The sequence below is a fragment of the Nonomuraea helvata genome, from assembly GCF_039535785.1.
GTDB classification, from domain to species: Bacteria; Actinomycetota; Actinomycetes; order Streptosporangiales; family Streptosporangiaceae; genus Nonomuraea; species Nonomuraea helvata.
This window is the reverse complement of sequence record NZ_BAAAXV010000012.1, coordinates 404,445-422,225: the sequence shown is the minus strand read 5'-3', so window position 1 is coordinate 422,225 and position 17,781 is coordinate 404,445. Positions and strand designations below refer to the sequence as shown.

The 17,781-nt window shown below is 69.1% G+C and carries 18 protein-coding genes and 1 pseudogene; 12 read left to right on the top strand and 7 right to left on the bottom strand.

Features of this window, described 5'->3' with window-relative positions:
* The first annotated feature begins 75 nt into the window (after nucleotides 1-75).
* The 3 genes from ABD830_RS52265 to ABD830_RS52255 all read left to right on the top strand — a co-directional run bounded on the left by ABD830_RS52265 (nucleotide 76) and on the right by ABD830_RS52255 (nucleotide 3,309).
* Nucleotides 76-714 carry a LysR family transcriptional regulator gene (locus tag ABD830_RS52265; RefSeq protein WP_345003102.1) on the top strand — a complete coding sequence of 213 codons (639 nt, stop codon included), beginning with the start codon at nucleotides 76-78 and terminating at the stop codon, nucleotides 712-714.
* A gap of 93 nt (nucleotides 715-807) precedes the next feature.
* The gene (locus ABD830_RS52260) at nucleotides 808-2,361 is read left to right on the top strand and encodes a serine hydrolase domain-containing protein (protein ID WP_345003101.1); all 1,554 of its coding nucleotides are present in this window, start codon (nucleotides 808-810) and stop codon (nucleotides 2,359-2,361) included.
* Nucleotides 2,362-2,523: 162 nt separating this feature from the next.
* The gene (locus tag ABD830_RS52255; protein WP_345003100.1) at nucleotides 2,524-3,309 is read left to right on the top strand and encodes a MerR family transcriptional regulator; all 786 of its coding nucleotides are present in this window, start codon (nucleotides 2,524-2,526) and stop codon (nucleotides 3,307-3,309) included.
* Between the two features lie 576 nt (nucleotides 3,310-3,885).
* Here the strand turns inward: ABD830_RS52255 and ABD830_RS52250 are convergent.
* Nucleotides 3,886-4,839 (bottom strand): CU044_5270 family protein, encoded by a 954-nt coding sequence (locus ABD830_RS52250; RefSeq protein ID WP_345003099.1) that lies wholly within the window; start codon nucleotides 4,837-4,839, stop codon nucleotides 3,886-3,888.
* Nucleotides 4,832-5,431 carry an RNA polymerase sigma factor gene (locus ABD830_RS52245; protein WP_345003098.1) on the bottom strand — a complete coding sequence of 200 codons (600 nt, stop codon included), beginning with the start codon at nucleotides 5,429-5,431 and terminating at the stop codon, nucleotides 4,832-4,834. Before ABD830_RS52245 ends, ABD830_RS52250 begins: the two co-directional genes overlap by 8 nt.
* Nucleotides 5,432-5,510: 79 nt before the next feature.
* On the opposite strand from ABD830_RS52245, the gene ABD830_RS52240 reads away from it, so the two are divergent.
* The 5 genes from ABD830_RS52240 to ABD830_RS52220 all read left to right on the top strand — a co-directional run bounded on the left by ABD830_RS52240 (nucleotide 5,511) and on the right by ABD830_RS52220 (nucleotide 9,931).
* Nucleotides 5,511-6,050, top strand: coding sequence for a TetR family transcriptional regulator (locus ABD830_RS52240; RefSeq protein ID WP_345003096.1), 540 nt, complete (start codon nucleotides 5,511-5,513; stop codon nucleotides 6,048-6,050).
* A 123-nt stretch (nucleotides 6,051-6,173) separates the two neighbouring features.
* Nucleotides 6,174-7,058: a DUF2268 domain-containing putative Zn-dependent protease gene (locus ABD830_RS52235; RefSeq protein ID WP_345003095.1), complete on the top strand. Its 885-nt coding sequence runs from the start codon at nucleotides 6,174-6,176 to the stop codon at nucleotides 7,056-7,058.
* Between the two features lie 10 nt (nucleotides 7,059-7,068).
* Nucleotides 7,069-7,827, top strand: a complete 759-nt coding sequence (locus tag ABD830_RS52230; protein WP_345003094.1) for a MerR family transcriptional regulator — start codon at nucleotides 7,069-7,071, stop codon at nucleotides 7,825-7,827.
* A 208-nt stretch (nucleotides 7,828-8,035) separates the two neighbouring features.
* Nucleotides 8,036-9,511, top strand: a complete 1,476-nt coding sequence (locus tag ABD830_RS52225; protein ID WP_345003093.1) for an MFS transporter — start codon at nucleotides 8,036-8,038, stop codon at nucleotides 9,509-9,511.
* A gap of 30 nt (nucleotides 9,512-9,541) precedes the next feature.
* Nucleotides 9,542-9,931, top strand: a complete 390-nt coding sequence (locus ABD830_RS52220) for a cupin (protein WP_345003092.1) — start codon at nucleotides 9,542-9,544, stop codon at nucleotides 9,929-9,931.
* Here ABD830_RS52220 and ABD830_RS52215 read toward each other — a convergent pair.
* From ABD830_RS52215 to ABD830_RS52200, 4 genes are all read right to left on the bottom strand, one after another.
* Nucleotides 9,928-10,506: a TetR/AcrR family transcriptional regulator gene (locus ABD830_RS52215; protein WP_345003091.1), complete on the bottom strand. Its 579-nt coding sequence runs from the start codon at nucleotides 10,504-10,506 to the stop codon at nucleotides 9,928-9,930. The two genes, ABD830_RS52220 and ABD830_RS52215, sit on opposite strands and share 4 nt — an antisense overlap.
* Before the next feature lie 80 nt (nucleotides 10,507-10,586).
* Nucleotides 10,587-10,817 carry a DUF6289 family protein gene (locus ABD830_RS52210; RefSeq protein WP_345003090.1) on the bottom strand — a complete coding sequence of 77 codons (231 nt, stop codon included), beginning with the start codon at nucleotides 10,815-10,817 and terminating at the stop codon, nucleotides 10,587-10,589.
* Between the two features lie 134 nt (nucleotides 10,818-10,951).
* Nucleotides 10,952-11,857, bottom strand: a complete 906-nt coding sequence (locus tag ABD830_RS52205; protein WP_345003089.1) for an LLM class flavin-dependent oxidoreductase — start codon at nucleotides 11,855-11,857, stop codon at nucleotides 10,952-10,954.
* An 82-nt stretch (nucleotides 11,858-11,939) separates the two neighbouring features.
* The gene (locus ABD830_RS52200; protein ID WP_345003088.1) at nucleotides 11,940-13,034 is read right to left on the bottom strand and encodes an NAD(P)/FAD-dependent oxidoreductase; all 1,095 of its coding nucleotides are present in this window, start codon (nucleotides 13,032-13,034) and stop codon (nucleotides 11,940-11,942) included.
* A 157-nt stretch (nucleotides 13,035-13,191) separates the two neighbouring features.
* Between ABD830_RS52200 and ABD830_RS52195 the strand changes: the two genes are divergently transcribed.
* From ABD830_RS52195 to ABD830_RS52185, 3 genes are all read left to right on the top strand, one after another.
* On the top strand, nucleotides 13,192-13,602 hold the full coding sequence (locus ABD830_RS52195) for a VOC family protein (protein ID WP_345003087.1): 411 nt from the start codon (nucleotides 13,192-13,194) through the stop codon (nucleotides 13,600-13,602).
* 171 nt (nucleotides 13,603-13,773) lie between these two features.
* Complete coding sequence (locus ABD830_RS52190) at nucleotides 13,774-14,130, top strand: VOC family protein (RefSeq protein ID WP_345003086.1); 357 nt, start codon at nucleotides 13,774-13,776, stop codon at nucleotides 14,128-14,130.
* 96 nt (nucleotides 14,131-14,226) lie between these two features.
* Nucleotides 14,227-16,617: an ATP-binding cassette domain-containing protein gene (locus tag ABD830_RS52185; protein WP_345003085.1), complete on the top strand. Its 2,391-nt coding sequence runs from the start codon at nucleotides 14,227-14,229 to the stop codon at nucleotides 16,615-16,617.
* Nucleotides 16,618-16,625: 8 nt separating this feature from the next.
* Here ABD830_RS52185 and ABD830_RS52180 read toward each other — a convergent pair whose 3' ends face one another.
* Nucleotides 16,626-17,192, bottom strand: coding sequence for an MmyB family transcriptional regulator (locus tag ABD830_RS52180; RefSeq protein ID WP_345003084.1), 567 nt, complete (start codon nucleotides 17,190-17,192; stop codon nucleotides 16,626-16,628).
* Nucleotides 17,193-17,371: 179 nt separating this feature from the next.
* Between ABD830_RS52180 and ABD830_RS54565 the strand changes: the two are divergent.
* A pseudogene (locus ABD830_RS54565) lies at nucleotides 17,372-17,732 on the top strand (cyclophilin-like fold protein).
* The last annotated feature ends 49 nt before the right edge of the window (nucleotides 17,733-17,781 follow it).

Sequence of the window (17,781 nt, the reverse complement as noted above, 5' to 3'; positions counted from 1 at the left end):
GCGCGCTGGACCAGGGGATCAAACAACTGCGGGGCCATCGGCCACAACGAGCGGTTGTGTCCGCAGGGTGTCGGCATGGACCTCGACACCGTACGGACCTTCGTCGCCGCCGCCGACGCGGGGCAGTTCCAGGAGGCCGCCGCCGAGCTGGCGGTCACCCAGCAGGCCGTCTCCAAGCGCATCGCCGCGCTGGAGCGCAACCTCGGCGTGCGGCTGTTCACCCGCACCGCCCGCGGCGCCGAGCTCACCATCGACGGGCAGGCGTTCCTGCCCCACGCCCGCGAGCTGCTGCGCGTCGCCGAGCGCGCGGTCGCGTCCGTGCGCACCGGCAGCCGTCCGCTGCGCGTCGACATGATCGCCTCGCGCAGCGCGGCCTCGGGCCTGATGCGCGCCTGCCACCCGCGTCCGCTACCCGGCGGCCCGCCCACTGACCCCGACTCTTCACCGAACGCTGGGTACACGAAGCCGGCCAATCCCGCCGCCCTCAACGAACGCTTCATCCAGCCTCAGGCGGCCAACACCCTGGCTCGGCTCCAGGCCGCCAAGGAGCAGGGGCAACTCGTCCCCGATTTCGATGAGGACCTGGGCTTCGAGATCCTGTCGGGACCGCTGTACGTCCGGCTGCTGATCACGCAGCAGCCACTGACACCCGCCTACTGCGATCGCCTGCTCCAAGCGGTCTTCGTCGGCATGGGAGCTCAACCTGTGAGCTAGATCACGGTTGAGGTTGACCTTAGGTCAGGGTGGAAGCTCTTCGCAGCGGCGCGACGCCGACCGGACATAAAGGATTTCAAGGAGCAAACAGCCATGTCCATCACCCTTTCCGACCAGGACAAGAGCACCCTGCGGACCGCCGCGTACGGCGCCGTGTCGCTGATGGCCGCCGCCGGTGCCGCCGGCAAGCCCCACAAGACCGCCGCCAACGGCAGCATCGCGCTGGGCTCGGCCACCGGCCTGGTCGGTCACGTGCTCGCGGAGTATCCCAAGGGCAAGGACCTGACCGGCAGGTCCGTGGCCGAGATCGCCGACCGCGTGCTGCCGGCCCTGACCGCGGCCATGAAGCTGCTCAAGAAGCAGGATCCGGCCGAAGCCGACAACTTCCGCAGCACCGTCCTCGTCGCTGTCGAAACCGCCCAGATCCACCAGGGTCGGCCGAGCCCCGCCACGGCCGAGATGGCCCGCAAGATCACCACCGCCCTCGACGCCGCTGCGGACAGCGGGACCGTGCCGGCGGCTGCTGCTGGGCAGGATCGCCCGGAGCTGCAGAAGGCGATCGAGGAGATCGTCGATTCCGGTTTCGTCGGGGTCTCGCTGCGTGTGAACGATGAGCTGGGGGAGTGGGCCGGCAGCGCCGGGGCGGCCGAGCTGGGCGGGTCCGCGAAGCCGCCGACGAACGGGCATGTCCGGATCGGCAGCAACACCAAGACCTTCACCGCGACCCTGGTGCTGCAACTGGTGGCCGAGGGCAAGGTCGGTCTGGACACTCCGGCGGCGGACTACCTGCCCGAGCTCGGGCTGGACGAGCGGATCACGGTGCGGATGCTGTTGCAGCACACCAGCGGGGTGTTCAACTTCAGCGGCGAGGTCAACGGCGACGGGACGATCACGCCGGGGATCCCCATCCCCTACGGCACCACAGGCAAGGAGTGGATGGACAACCGGCTCAAGACCTACCGGCCGCAGGAGCTGGTGGAGCTGGCGTTGTCCAAGCCGGCGCGGTTCGAGCCGGGGACGGGCTGGAGCTATTCCAACACCAACTACGTGCTGGCCAGGCTGCTGATCGAGAAGGTCACCGGCCGTTCGGTCGCCGAGGAGATGCAGCGGCTGATCCTGGGGCCGCTCGGGCTGTCGGGCACCGTGGTGCCGGACGCCTCGCCGGAGATCCCCGAGCCGTACGCCCACGCCTATTACCGGTACGAGGACGCCGGTGAGCAGAAGACGATCGACATCACCCGCCAGAACCCCTCCTGGATCTCCAGCGGCGGTGACATGATCTCGACCACCCAGGACCTCCACACGTTCATCTCCGCGCTGATGGGCGGCAAGCTCCTGCCGGCCCCGCTGCTGGCCGAGATGTGCACCCCGTACCCGACGGGCATCCCGAACATGGACTACGGTCTGGGCGTGTTCGTGGTGAACACGGATGGCGGCGGCACCGTCATCTCCCACAACGGCGCCGCCGTGGGCCACGCGGCGCTGATGTACAGCACACCCGACGGCAGCAAGACCCTGACCGCCGCGCTGAACTGCGTGGACGACGCCGACCTGTCCATCGCAACGGCATTCCAGATCGCCCAGCAGAGGCTCGTCAACGAGGTGTTCTGCGGTGGGCAGGCCGATCCGGCTCAGCCGACCGACTGAGCGCCTGTGATCCGTACACCTCGAGGGGCGACCCCTTCCGGTCGTACGTCAGGTCGAACCCGAAGCGGGGCCATGCCGAGCTCAACGGGCTCGGCATGGCCCGTCCATATGCTCGGCTGGGGTGTGTAGTCGCCGAGCTCGAACACAAGGCAGGCTGAGCAGATGAGGAACGGAGTCACGATCGGGCAGGCGGCGGCATTCGTCGGCGTCACGGTGAAGACGGTGCGGCACTACCACAAGCTCGGCCTGGTCGAGGAGCCGGAACGCGACAGCTCCGGCTACCGGCGGTACGGATCGGACGACCTGTTGCGGCTGGTGCAGGTCCGGACGCTGGCCGCCGCCGGGGTGCCGCTGGCCGAGATCGGGCCGCTGCTCGACGCCGATGCCGCGCTGTTCGCCGCCGCGCTCGCGGACGTCGAGCGGCAGCTCACCGAACGGATCGAGGAGTTGACCGTACGGCGTGACACGCTGCACCGGCTCGCCGACGGCAACCGGGCTCTGCTGCCCGACCGTGCTGTGGCGCTGCTGGAGCGGATGTCGGGCCTCGGATTCTCCGCGGACGAGGTGGCGGCCACCAGGGAGGGTTGGGTGCTGGCCAAGGCCCTGGTCCCAGAAGGCTTCGACGACTACCTCACCTCTTTCGAGCACGCCCTCGAAGACACCTGGCTCGTCGACTTGGGCAAGCGCGTGGCCGAGGCCGCGGCCTGGGAACCGGACGACCCCCGCATCGCCGAGTTCGCCACCGCCGCGGCCGACCACTACCTCGCCAACCCCGCACTGCTGGAGACCGTGACCGGCCTGCAAGCCCGCACCGATACCGCGACCCGGTACACGCTGATCGCCCACCACGGCGAAGAGCAGACGCCGGCCGCGGCGCGGCTGACCGAGCTTTTCGAGGCCAAGCTCCGCGCCGCCGGCATCCATATCCCCAGACCCGATTCCCACTGACCGCGCCGCGCTCCGGCCTTCCGGCCCGGCGACCGGCCGACCGCCACGGCTGATGGAGACCAGGCAGGTTGTGCCGATCTGGTGCGAACCCCGCGTTGGCCGCCTCGGTGGCGGCCTGGGGATAGGGCGCCACCGAGGTTGGTGCTGCCCCGCGACCGAAGGATCTGCTCGCGGGGCGATGAGTCGTCGGCAGCGTCGGGCTTGAGCACAGCGGCGGAGGACAGCACGACGTGTTCGACGCCGTTCGTGCCGGCGGCGTCGATGAACTCGGCGATGTGCGAGGCCTGGGCGTAAAGGAAGACCGAGGTGATGCCGGACAGAGCGACGGCGAATGTAGCGGGGTTCTTGAGGTCGCAGGCAGTGGTCGGGACGCCGTCGGGGCAGCGGCCTGGTCAGGTCATGGCTGTTTCGAGCGCCACAGCGCGGCCCAGGCGCCGGCGGTGTGCGGAAGGTTCCGCACACCGCCGGCGAGTACGGTCACCGCCGGTCGCGAGCTCTCTGGTCGGCGAGCAGGAAGATGAGGACGAAGGTGACGCCCACCACGGCGGCCACCGCGCTCTCTGGTCACAGCGCCGGCTAGGGGACCTCGCCGGGCTTGTCGACGATGCCGGCCGCCAGCCACACATCAGCGAAGACCGCACCCTTCCGGAATGCCACCTCCCCGTTGATCACCTCATCGCGCAGCCAGATCGACTGGTCGGCCATGACCCGATACGTGCGAGGATCGAGGATGAGGTAGCGGCGTTCGTTTTCTTCCCCGATAGTGGACCGGAACAGGCCGAGCCCCGTTCGTCCGGTCGCATCCCTGACGTTCTGTTCGATCTCCACCCCTGGGATCTTCGCCAGTGCGCGGAAGATGGCCGCCTCGAGTTTGGGCGGCATGACCGCCTGCTGCTTCAGGTATAGGGAGAGAATGCGGTAGGCACGCGAGTCCGGGTCCTCGACCAGCTTGGACTCCTCCTTGGGATAGTCGATCCAGTGCCGGTCGCCAACGACGTGGGCGAGCAGCTTGTCCGGATCGGTGGGGAGCTTGAGTAGTTTCTCCCGGTATTGCTGGGGCGACAGGTCGTCATCCCCCGGATCGGGTGGAACATCCCGCACGTGGAAGTTCCCCTCTGGATCCCGTCCGGCGCTCTGCTTGCCGTCATAGCGCAGCCAGCTCTCGTACGTCATGGTCCGACCGTCCGCAGGCTGGACATTGAGGATCTTGGTGTACTCCCACTGATCAGGCCGGGGCTCCGGCGCGGCGGCCCGGCTCTCAACGGTCTTGGCGGCCCGCTCGAGCACCGTCTCCGAGTTCAGCAGGATCGTCTCCACGGCGGGCAGGGGCCGTATCTCCGGCGGACGCTTGAGCGCCGAGACTGCGACGACTGCGATCGCGACCGCCGCCACGGCTGCGACCAGCAGGGATGGCATGATCACGAACCTCCGCCCGCGCCGTGTCACCCGGCGGCGGAGCCTGCGCAGCCGCTCGGCCTCCGGTAGCGGCGCGTCTGCCCGCATCTTGGCGAGGATCTCCAGGTCATCCACGCTCTGCCTCCTCCTCATCCAGAACGATGGCGGACGGATCAACGCCGCCCAGCGCCGCGCGCGTCTTCTTCCTGGCGCGATGCAGCCGCGAGCGAACCGTGCCGATGGGTATGCCTAGGGCCAGTGCCACTTCCTCGTAGCTGAGATCCGCCCAAGCGATCATCAACAGCACCTCGCGGTCCTCCGACGACAACACCGCGAGCGCCCCCGCGAGATCGCGCTGCGCCGCCGACGCCGACACCCGGGCCTCGACCCGATCGGCGTAGCTCTCCGCCACCTCATCGACGCCGGTCCTCGCCAGGGCCAGGTAGAACCGCTGTTCTGTACGACGGTGCTTGCCGATCAGGTTGGCCGCGATGCCGTACAGCCAAGGACGGGCGTCGGGGTGACTGACGTCGTAACGGGCGCGACGCCTGAAGGCGGTCAGGAACGTCTCCGCCACGACGTCGTCGGCCAGCGAGGCACCCAGCCGCCGCGTCACATAGCGGTGCAAGGCGGGGGCGTGCCGGTCAAATAAGGCCGCGAAAGCGGCGGGATCGCGCCCAGACCGCTGGATCAGCTCGGCGTCCTCCAGGCTCCTGTCAGTTGTCAAGCCTGTGCTCCGTTTCCGTGGTGTCGTCACCCTCTTTCACCCGAAGTGCCGACTCGGGTTCTCGCCCGTATGAGAAGGGTTGGAAGAGCGGACGACCATCGCCGAGATCGCCGCCGCCCGCGTCGCCGAGAAGACCGTCACCAACTGCTTCCCGCGTAAGGAAGACCTGGCTCTGGACCATCAGGAGGAGTTCGCCGCCTCCCTTGCCCGTGCCGTCACCGCACGACGCCCAGGAGAATCAGCGCTGGCCGCGCTGCGCCGCGCGTTCGCCGATGCCGTGGCCGCCGAGGACCCGGTCGCCGGATTCTCCGGCCAGGGGTTCGCCCGCATGATCGCCGACAGCCCCACCCTGACCGCCTGCCTGCGCGGGCTGCACGACCAGCGGGAACATCACCTCGCCCAGGTGCTCGCCGACGCCACTGCCGCCCAGTACGACGACATCACCGTGCAGACCGCCGCCGCCCTGCTGGGTGCCGTTCACCGCGTGCTGTTTCACCGCATCCAGACCCTCACGCTCGCCGGACACCCCAACGACCAGATCGCCCACACCATCGCCGCCGAAGCCAGCCAAGCCTTCGACTTGCTGGAGCCCGCCCTGGGCGACTACGCCTCCGCCTGAGCTGAGCCTTCGGGCCTGCTGTTCGGGCAGGCTCGGCGCAGGCAGTCGCCGGCGGCGCCCGGGCAAGGCGAAAAGCGATGCTGGTTTGACCTTGACGCTGCGTCAACTTCTAGCATCGGGGCCATGTCGATCACAGTTCTTGACACATACTCCGCCATGAAGCGGATCCTGCTGGCCCCGGTCGCGGACCGCGTTGACCTGCTGCGTTCGATGCTGGAGGCCAACAGGGGCATGTACCGCTACAGCCCCGGCGAGGTCGACCTGGTGGCCCTGCACCTCCAATCGGCTGGGTTCCCTATCGACCGCGACGAGGAGCGTTGCCTCGACGCGCTCGAAACCCTGGCGGCTGCCGGAGCCTGGGAGCGGATGCAACGCGCGCTCGACGACGCTCTCACCGTACTTCTGGAGGCGACGCCGGGGCTGGAGGCCCCGGACATCACCGTGCTGTTCGTCCTCGGCGATCCGGGTGACGAACACTTCATGGGTCCCTGCAAAGGATTGACCGGGTTCGGCGGCATCTCTGGCAACATCGCCATCACGTTCTGGCCCTTTCCCGAGAACGTGGACCGGCTGGAGGCCACCGCCGTGCACGAACTCAACCACAACCTGCGCTACAGCCCGGGCGGGGTCGTGTGGAACCCGATGACCGTCACGGTCGGCGAGCACATCGTCGGCGAGGGTCTGGCCGACGCCTTCGCCCGCCAGCTCTACGGCGACGAGCTCGGCTACGCCCGCATCGGCGCGCCGCACCTGCACGACGACGAGGTCTTCAGCAAGGTGCTCACCGGGCTCGACGTGACAGGCATGCAGAACTTCACTGCCTGGGTGCACGGCGACCCCAGCGCCGAGCGCTTCGGCCTCACCCCGGTGGGACTGCCGATGGGCGCCGGGTACGCCGCAGGCAACCGGCTGGTCGACACCTACCTGGCGGCGACCGGGCAGACGGCGGCGCAGGCCCTGCACGCCGACAGCTCGGAGATCATCGCCGCCACGCTCCGCCGCGGGTGACACTGGAACGATGGAGTGGACGATCCAGGAACTCGCGACGAGGGCCGGCATCAGCAGCCGCACCCTGCGTCACTACGACCGCGTCGGGCTCTTGGCCCCGTCCCGTGTCGGCGCGAACGGGTACCGCTACTACAACCCCACCGCGGTCGCCCGGCTACAGCGGATCCTGCTCATGCGCCGGCTCGGCATGGGCTTGCCGGCCATCGCCGAGGTCCTGGCCGACGAGGTGGACACGTGCGAGGGGCTCCGCGCCCACATCACCGCATTGGAAGAGGAACGGGACCGCATCGAACGGCAGATCCGCTCTGTGCGTCACACGCTCGAGGCCCTGCAGACGGGGGCGGAACCGCGGATGGACGTCATGCTGGCGGGGTTCAACGACCACTACGAGGAGGAGGTGATCTCACGATGGGGCGAGCGCGCGTTCCAGGCGAGCAACGACTGGTGGCACGGCAAGACCCTTGACCAGCAGCAAGCCTGGAAGCAGGCCACCGAGGACCTCGTCGCCGCATGGGTCGCCGCAGCGAAGGCCGGGGTTTCTCCGGCATCCGACCACGCTCGGTCCCTGGCTGCCCGGCACGTCGAGTGGCTGAGCCAGATCCCGGGCACCCCCACGGCCGAGGGTGACCGGGAGCGCTCGATCGAGATGGTGAAATGCCTGGGGGACATGTACGTCGACGACCCCCGCTTCGCCGGCATGTACGACGACGCCGCGGGGGCGATGTTCGTCCGCGACGCACTGCAGGCGTACGCGCGGACCCGGATGTAGCCCGTGCGGTTCGCAGAACTGACCAGTCCTGCGAGCACCCTGTTCCTCCTGAAGGTCAGCCGGCCGGGCCCGGAGCCGTGACGCCTCCTCGTCCTGCGGGAGTACTCCCGGCGTCGTAGTCCTGCCGGCCGTCGGTCCCGATGTGGTAGCGGCAGGTGACTTCGCGTGTACGACGCCTCCGAGCAGAGGCAGGACGACGATTGCGGTCATGAGAACCCCAGTCGGTACATCCGGAAGCACAGTCATCGAGTCGGGTGCGCGGCCGGGCCTCACCCTCGCCGCGGTGGCCGTCGTGCAGTTCATGGTCTCGCTGGACCTGTCTGTCGTGAATGTCGGACTGCCGCAGATCGCCGCCGGCCTCGGCTTCAGCGCAGTGGGCCTGACCTGGGTGATCCACGCCTACGCGCTCACCTTCGGCGGGCTGCTCCTGCTGGGGGGCAAGGCCGCCGACCGGTACGGCCGCAAGCGGATCCTGCTGCTCGGGCTCGGCCTGTTCGGCCTCGCCTCACTCGTCGGCGGCCTCGCCCAGGTACCCGGCCACCTGGTCGCCGCCCGAGCCGTACAGGGCATCGGGGCCGCCGCGCTGGCTCCGGCGGCGCTGGCGCTGCTGACCACGACGTTCCCCTCGGGCAGGGCCCGCATCCGGGCCTTCGGGATCTGGAGCGCGATGAACGCCGCCGGGGGCGCTCTCGGCGTCCTGATCGGCGGCCTGCTCACCGAGTACGCCGGCTGGCGCTGGGTGATGTTCGTGAACGTGCCGATGGTCGCTTGCGCGCTGGCCATGGTCTGGCGGGGTGTCGCCGCCGGGCCGACCCCGGTTCGCAGCGGCCGTCCGGACATCCTCGGCGCCGTCCTGGCCACCGCGGGCATGACCCTGCTGGTGTTCGGCATCGTGCGCACCGACCAGTACGCGTGGACCTCGCCGGTCACCCTGACGACTCTGGCGGTCGCCGCCGCGCTGCTGGCCGCGTTCGTCCACCTCGAACGGACCACCGCCCGCGAACCGCTGCTCCGGCTCGGCCTGTTCGCCAACCGCTCGGTCGCCGGCGCGAACGCCTACAACCTCCTGGTCGGCGCGGCCATGGCCGCATCCTTCTACTTCGTCTCCCTCTACCTGCAACGCGTACTCGGAACCGGGCCGGCCCTGGCCGGGATCGAGTTCCTGCCGTTCGCCCTCGGTGTGATCGCCGGCTCCGTGCTCGCCGTCAAACTCGGCTACCGCCTCGCGCCGCGGACCCTTCTGGTCATCGGCGGGCTGCTGACCGCGACCGGCTTCGCCTGGTTCGGCCTGATCAGCTCGGACGGCTCCTTCGCCGCCGACGTCCTGGGACCCTCGATCGTGGTCGGCGTCGGCTTCGGGCTCTGTCTCGGACCGGTGGTCTCCACCGCCACCGCCGGCGTCGCACCCCATGAGACCGGCACCGCCTCGGGCCTGCTCAACAGCTCACGCCAGATCGGCGCCTCGCTCGGACTCGCCGTACTCGGCACCGCGGCCCACCACCGCACCGGCCGGATCGCCACGCCCGAGACCCTCAACGACGGATACGCGCTCGGCCTGACCCTCGGCGCCGCGCTCCTGGTCGCCGCCGTCCTCATCGCCCTCACCGTACTGCGCCGGACCAGCCCGCCACGGCCTGAGCAGGCTGCGCAGACCGATGACCGCGATCCGCTCCCCGCCAGCTGAAAGATCACCCCTCAGGAAGGTCGTTCCGGCATGACTGTCACTCCGATCGATCTGTTCGCGTCCTCGTTCCGGCTCCACCAAGGCGGCGAGATCCACGCCGGAAAGAGGCCGACGGGCTCCGACCAGGACGGCTGGCAGGTGAGGGCCTTTCATGCGAAGACCGACGCCGACGTCCACGCCGACCACTGGGAGGTCCACCCCGAGGCAGAGGAGGTCGTGTCCTGCATCATCGGGAAGATACGCCTCTACCTCCGCCCGGAGCGGCCGGGACAGGAGGAGGAAGAGATCAGGCTGACGGCCGGAACCGCCGCCGTCGTCCCGCGCGGGCGATGGCACCGCATCGAGCTGGACATCCCCAGCAACATCATGGCCGTCACCCTGCCGCGTGGCAGCCGGCTGGAGAAGCGGACCGAAGCCTAGGCCGGGCCGGCGTCGTCAGGGAAGTACCGCAGAACCATCTCGACCAGCGCGGTGACGTCGGCGTCGGACATCGGCTCGCCGGTCATGCCCATCCGGTGGAGCAGGGTTCCGACGACGACGTCGATGAAGAACAGGACCCGGTCCTCCGGCTCGCCGAGCGCGTCCTGGAGCGCGAGCCGGTACGGGTCCTGCAACCGCCTGGACAGCACCTCGCGCAGGGCCGGATCGCTGACGGCGTCACTGAACACGCCGGCGAACGCGTCGCCCACCCCTGGCTCGCCGATCTTCGCCGCGATCCAGCGGATGGCCGAGGACATGAGCTCGGCTCGACCGGCGCCCTCCAGCGGCACCGGACCGAACGCGTCAAGGAGGCACTCCACGATCAACGCGCCCTTCGTCGGCCAGCGGCGGTAGATCGTCGTCTTGGCGATGCCGGCCGTGGCGGCGATGCGGTCGACGGTGGCACGCGCGTAGCCGAGCTCGTGGACCGTGCTCAGCGTCGCGGCGAAGACCACGGCGTTGACGCCGGTACGCGGGCGACCGGGTGGTCGTGCGGAGGTGGTCGCTCGGGTCATGCCCACACGATAACCGATTGCGCTACCGCTGGTATCGATACCCTGAGGAGAACCCATGAGCGAGGGGGAGCGGTCCTGGTTCAGCAGGGGGTTTCGAAGAACTCCGGATACGACCCGCGCCTGCCCACCCACGACTCATCGCCGACGCAGTTCTCGTACTTGATCCCCACCAGCGTGGTGTGGTCGGAGTCGCTGTAGTAGTACGTCTCGCAGTGGAAGTCGATCCTGCAGGCGCGGGCGTGTGCGGGTGAGCCGATGACGGTGAGGGTGCCGAGGGCGAGCAGGACGGCCAGCGATGCGCGGCGAATCATCAAGATCCTCCCGGGGGGGGTGAGAAGCTCTACTGCCCTCATGATCGATCGTCGAAGCAAACGGATCAATAAGGTCAATACCGGTACTCAAAGGGTCATAACCACTGTCAGAATGCCGTTCGGGGGGAGCGGCACTACTTCGCGATCGCCTCGCGTACGGACGGGACGATCTCCTGGGCCCAGCGGGCCAGAACGGTGAGGTCGGGAGCCCCGTGGTCGGCGGAGAAGAGCGTGAAGCCCGACGCGCCGTGCTCCAGCACGGCTCCGGTCAGCTCCTCGACCCACTGGCCGACGGAGCCGCCGAGCCAGCGGCCGTCGTGGTCGCGGGTGGCGGGCAGCGGCCGGTCGGTGATGCGTCCTGGGAAGTTGAAGACCGTGCGGATCTCGCTCGGGTCGCGGCCGACGGACGCCGCCGCCTCGTCGATGATCGGCCGGGAGGTCCGATAGCGTTCGCTGAGCCAGTCGGCGGCGTGGCCGGGGATCCAGCCGTCGGCCACGCGGCCGGTGGCGGCCAGGGACTTCGGGCCGACCGATCCGGTCCACACGGGAGGCGCGGTGACGGGGGCGGGCTCGATCCGGTGCACCTGGTAGTGGTTGCCCTGGTAGGTGACCGGAGGGCCGCCGCCCGACAGCTTCTTGACCAGGACGATCGCCTCCTCGAAGGCGTCCACGGCGTCGCCGGCCGTCAGCCGTGGCACGCCCATGTCGGCGATGCGGTCCCACAACCCGCCCGCGCCCATGCCGAGCACGATCCGGCCACCCGACAGCGCCGACAGTGACGTCACCGTCCGGGCCAGCATCGGAGCGGGCCGGGTCGGCAGGTTGGTGACGTTGGCGAAGCCGGCGATGTGCTGAGTACGCCCGAGGATGAAGCCGAGCGCGGCATAGGCGTCCACGCGCCCGCCGATGTAGGGATGGTCCGACAAGGTGAAGAGGTCAAGCCCGTCCCGGTCGGCCTGCTGGGCCATGCGCAACAACTCGGGTATGTCGTCAATGCCGGAATGAGCGCCAAAACCGAAGACGACGTTATGTGCGGACAATGTTCTGCCTTTCCAGCTGACTTTCCCTGCAAATCTTTTCGTACGCCTGCCCGGGCCCGTAGTCCGGGCCGCGGGGAGCACGTCAGGCGACGGCGCCGAACTCCTCGGTGAAGCGCCCGGTGAACAGGTCGGCCCCCTTGTACGCCGAGACGGTCTCGGCCGGGACGACAACCGGGCCGTCGGGGGTGGGCAACTGGCCGACACCCGCGCGCGGTCCGAGCGGGAGCAGGATCATGGGATGGGGGAGCGGCTGGTAGGTGGCCGCCGGCTGCTCGCCGCGCAGCTGGGCGATGATGTTCTGGGCCACCACCTCGGCGTGCTGCATCGCGTACCCGGCCATCTTGGTCTCGGCGACGTCGGTGATGTCGCCGATGGCATAGACGTGGTCGTATCCACGGACGTTGAGGGTCTCCGTGACAGGCACCTGTCCCTGCGGTGTACGGGTCGTCAGCCGGCCGTCGGCGAGGTAGTCGCTGTTGACGCGTACGCCGTGCGCGCGGAACCAGATGTCGGCGGTGATCTCCTCCCCGCCGGTCGTGGTGACGGTGAACGTCGCCGCCTGGCCGGGCTCGGTCCCCGGAGGCGCGGTCAGGGTGGCGCCCAGCCGCAGGTGGACATCCAGCTCGTCGAGCTGGCGGCGCAGCTCCTCGCGCATCTCCGCGGGGAAGGCGGTCAGCAGCTGCTCGGCCGGGTCGACGATGGTCACGTGCTTGTGCGGCCAGACCTCCTTGATCTCGCCGGCCAGCTCCAGACCGACCGGTCCGGCGCCGAGGATCAGCACCCGCTCGGATCCCGCCAGTTCCTTGTGGGTCCGGAGCAGGTCGTCCAGGACCTCGTCCGTGGAGTCGGAGGCGGGCTTGGCCGGGTAGGCGTAGCTGGAGCCGGTGGCCAGGACCAGGTAGTCGGCCTCGACCCGCCGGCCTGAGGCCAGGGTGACACCGCCGGGGTCCACCGAGACCGCGCGCTCACGCACCACCGTGCCGCGCCTGAGCCACTGGTCATAGGGGAAGAACATGTTGTGCGCCCAGTCGGGCTGGGTCAGCGCCCGCAGCGAGCCGGCCGAGTTGACGAACGCGTCACGGGGGTCGATGAGAACGACATCAACCTCGGCGTCCAGCGCCTTGGCGACCGCCGAACCGCCATAACCTCCGCCGACGACCACGACCGTACGACTCATGATTCACACTCCAACGCGACAAAGAGTTAAGTTCGTACCCCGAACCATATTAGTTCGTAGACCGAACCGCAACTTCCCCTCCTCGGCTTCGGCGCGCGCGAAGAACGGTCAGGAATCGAGAAGCGCCGGCCCTCGAGCCGCGCCTAGCGTGATCGCCATGGACATCACCATCCACTGGACCTTCCTCCCGCACGACGACCCGGACGCCTCCCTGGCCTTCTATCGCGACGCCCTCGGTTTCGAGGTGCGCAAGGACGTCGGGAACGGCGCGATGCGCTGGATCACGGTCGGCCCCACCGGCCAGCCCGGCACGTCCATCGTCCTGCATCCGCCTGGCGTCGATCCCGGCGTCACTGACGACGAGCGCCGCACCATCGCCGAGATGATGGCCAAGGGCACCTACGCCGGCATCGTGCTGGCCACCTCCGAGCTCGACGACGTCTTCGCGCGGCTGAAGGCCGACGGCGCCGAGGTCGTCCAGGATCCGACCGAGCAGCCGTGGGGCATTCGCGACTGCGCCTTCCGCGATCCGGCGGGCAACATGATCCGCATCAACGAGCTGTCCTGAGCAGACCGGCTCAGGAGCCGGTGACCAGACCGGTCAGGAATCGAGAAGCGTCGTCAGCCGAGCCGCGGCTAGCGTGAGCTGGGCCGGGTCAAGACGAACGACCGTCCGAGTCGTTCGTCTTCGTCTTCAAGCCCGGCCAATCCCACCAGGCTTATGACTTCAGGAGCGACCATGACCGGCTCTTCCACCCAGGGAATCAAGACCGTGCTGCACCCTGTCTCCGACGTGGCGAAGGCCAAGGCGGTGTACGCCGCCCTGCTCGGCGTCCAGCCTCAGGCCGACGAGCCCTACTACGTCGGCTTCGAAGTCGAGGGCCAGCACATCGGCCTGGTGCCGGGCGGTGGGGCGCAGGGCATGACCTCGCCCGTGGCCTACTGGCACGTTCCGGATATCGAGGCGAAACTGGCCGAGGTGACCGCCGCGGGGGCCACTGTGAAGGAGCCCGTGCGCGACGTCGGTGGCGGCCGCCTGGTGGCCACCGTCCTCGACCCCGATGGCAACGTTCTCGGGCTGCTTCAGGACCGATAGGAACAAAGAACCGGACATTTGCTCGCAACTGGTTAAATCTAGCCACCGACGCCGACGGGGGCCGCGAAGGCGGCCTCACGTACAGATGGAGACACGATGAGCACGGCCACGAGGACGGACACGGATTCGTCTGCGGTGCACGTTGCCGACAGCCACGATCTGATCCGCGTGCACGGCGCGCGCGAGAACAACCTCAAGGACGTCAGCATCGAGATCCCGAAGCGCCGCCTGACGGTGTTCACCGGTGTCTCCGGCTCAGGCAAGAGCTCGCTGGTGTTCGACACGATCGCCGCGGAGTCGCAGCGGATGATCAACGAGACCTACAGCACCTTCGTACAGGGCTTCATGCCGACGCTGGCGCGGCCCGAGGTCGACGTACTCGAAGGGCTGACGACGGCGATCATCGTCGACCAGCAGCGGCTGGGCGCCGACCCTCGCTCCACGGTCGGCACCGCCACCGACGCCAACGCGATGCTGCGCATCCTGTTCAGCCGCCTCGGGCAGCCGCACATCGGCTCGCCCCAGGCTTTCTCCTTCAACGTCCCCACGGTACGGGCGAGCGGTGCGATCACGGTCGAACGCGGCGCGCGCAAGGCCGAGAGAGCGACTTTCACCCGTATCGGCGGCATGTGTACGCGCTGCGAAGGCCGCGGCACGATCTCCGATCTCGACCTCACCCAGCTCTATGACGACTCCAAGTCGCTCGCCGAGGGCGCGTTCACCATCCCCGGCTGGAAGTCCGACAGCTTCTGGACGGTGCGGGTCTACGCCGAGTCGGGCTTCGTCGACCCGAACAAGCCGATCCGCGAGTACACCAAGAAGGAGCTCCAGGACTTCCTCTACAAGGAGCCGACCAAGGTCAAGGTGGATGGCGTCAACCTCACCTACGAGGGTCTGATCCCCAAGATCCAGAAGTCGTTCCTCTCCAAGGACCGGGAGGCGATGCAGCCGCACATCAGGGCGTTCGTGGACCGGGCGGTGACGTTCACCACCTGCCCCGAGTGCGACGGCACCCGGCTCAGCGAAGGGGCCCGCTCCTCGAAGATCAACGGCATCAGCATCGCCGACGCCTGCGCGATGCAGATCAGCGACCTGGCCGAGTGGGTCCGCGGCCTCGACGAGCCGTCGGTGGCGCCGTTGCTGGCCAAGCTGCTGCACGCCCTCGACTCGTTCGTGGAGATCGGGCTGGGCTACCTCTCGCTCGAGCGGCCGTCGGGCACGCTGTCGGGCGGCGAGGCGCAGCGCGTCAAGATGATCCGCCACCTCGGCTCCTCGCTCACCGACACCACGTACGTCTTCGACGAGCCCACCATCGGCCTGCACCCCCATGACATCCAGCGGATGAACGACCTGCTGCTGCGGCTGCGGGACAAGGGCAACACGGTGCTCGTCGTGGAGCACAAGCCGGAGACGATCGCGATCGCCGACCACGTCGTCGACCTCGGCCCCGGCGCCGGTACGGCGGGCGGCACCGTCTGCTTCGAGGGCACCGTCGAGGGGCTGCGGAGCAGCGGCACCATCACCGGCCGCCATTTCGACGACCGGGCAGCCCTGAAGGAGACGGTGCGCAAGCCCACCGGCAAGCTGGAGATCCGCGGCGCCGGCACCAACAACCTGCGGGACGTCGACGTCGACATCCCGCTCGGGGTGCTGGTCGTCGTCACCGGCGTCGCCGGCTCCGGCAAGAGCTCGCTCCTGCACGGGTCGCTCCCCGCCGGGGCGGGTGTCGTCTCGGTCGACCAGGGCGCGATCAAGGGCTCGCGACGGAGCAACCCGGCGACGTACACCGGCCTGCTCGACCCGATCCGCAAGGCGTTCGCGAAGGCCAACGGCGTGAAGCCGGCGCTGTTCAGCGCCAACTCCGAGGGCGCCTGCCCCAACTGCAACGGCGCCGGGGTCATCTACACCGACCTGGCGATGATGGCCGGCGTCGCCACCACCTGTGAGGAGTGCGAGGGGAAGCGGTTCCAGGCATCGGTGCTGGAATACCACTTCGGCGGCCGCGACATCAGCGAGGTGCTCGCGATGTCGGTGACCGAGGCCGAGGAGTTCTTCGGCGCGGGCGAGGCGCGTACGCCGGCCGCGCACGCCATCCTCGGCCGCCTCGCCGACGTCGGGCTCGGCTACCTCAGCCTGGGCCAGCCGCTCACCACGCTGTCCGGTGGCGAACGGCAGCGGCTCAAGCTGGCCACCCACATGGCCGACAAGGGCGGCGTCTACGTCCTCGACGAGCCGACCACCGGCCTCCACCTCGCCGACGTCGAGCAGCTGCTCGGCCTGCTCGACGGGCTGGTCGATGCAGGCAAGTCGGTCATCGTCATCGAGCACCACCAGGCGGTCATGGCGCACGCCGACTGGATCATCGACCTCGGTCCCGGCGCCGGTCACGACGGCGGCCGGATCGTCTTCGAGGGCACGCCCGCCGACCTCGTCGCCGCCCGCTCGACCCTCACCGGCGAGCATCTCGCGGCCTACGTCGGCGCCTGACCCCGGCATCACGACGGGCTCGGCACCACAGGCACGGCATCGGCCGAGGGCGGTCGCGCCGCGGAGCCGGTTTCCTGGGAGGCGGCCCAGGAGGCGAGCAGGCGTAGCGCGTCCTCGGATGGGGAGCCGGGTTCGGCGGCGTAGAGCGTCATGGTGAGGTCGGGCTCGGCACGCAGGTCCATGCTCTCGTAGGAGAGGGTGAGGTCGCCGACGATGTGATGGCGGAAGTGCTTGATGCCGGTGCCGTGGATGCGGACGTTGTGGGCTCCCCACCGGCGGCGGAAGTCGTCGCTGCGGGTGGACAGCTCCCCGACCAGGTCGTGCAGGCCTTTGTCATGCGGGTCCTTGCCGGCCGCGGTGCGCAGGTTGGCCACGGTCATGTCGGCGGCCAGGTCCCAGTCGGGGAAGAACCGGCGGGCCGCGCTGTCGAGGAAGGTGAACCGGGCGAAGTTCGGCGTCCTGGTCGGATCGGCGTAGACGTCGTCGTACATGGCCCGGCCCAGGTGGTTGGCGGCGAGCAGGTCCATCCGGTTGTTGCCGATGATCGCCGGGGCGGTGGCGATGGCGTCGAGCATCCATTGCAGGCGACGGGCATGCCCGCCTGCTCGGGGGTGATCTTGGCGCGCCGCGAGGTGAGGAATTCGCGCACTTCGGACCGGTTGTCCATGACACGACGGTACGGCAAACCTCTCACCAGGTGGGATGTACTGCCGGACCTGCATCGCCGTCGGGCACGGCGAGCGCTCCGTCGGGCATGCCGGTGGTGCTGCGGTTCGGCGACCATGCCGTCGCCGCGACGCTGAACGACACGCCACCGGCACGGCAACTCGCCGCGATGCTGCCGTTGACCGTGCGGCTGGCGGACGCGTGGGGGCAGGCGAAGTCAGGGCGGCTGCCGCGCCTGCTCACGGTCGAGGGCGGCACGCCCGTCCATGATCACCCCGGGGGACATCTACTTCTGGTCCCCGAGCGGAGTGATCGCCATCTACTACGACGACCTCGGCCAGGCGGTGCCCGACCCCGGCCTGATCCGCCTCGGCGTCGTCAAGGCCGGTCTGGAGAGCCTCGCCGACGCGGGCGACCAGGTCACGGTCCGGATCGATCCGGCCGCCTGAACCGACCACCATCACCTACCAGGAAAGCGTTCCACTCATACGTGTTGCC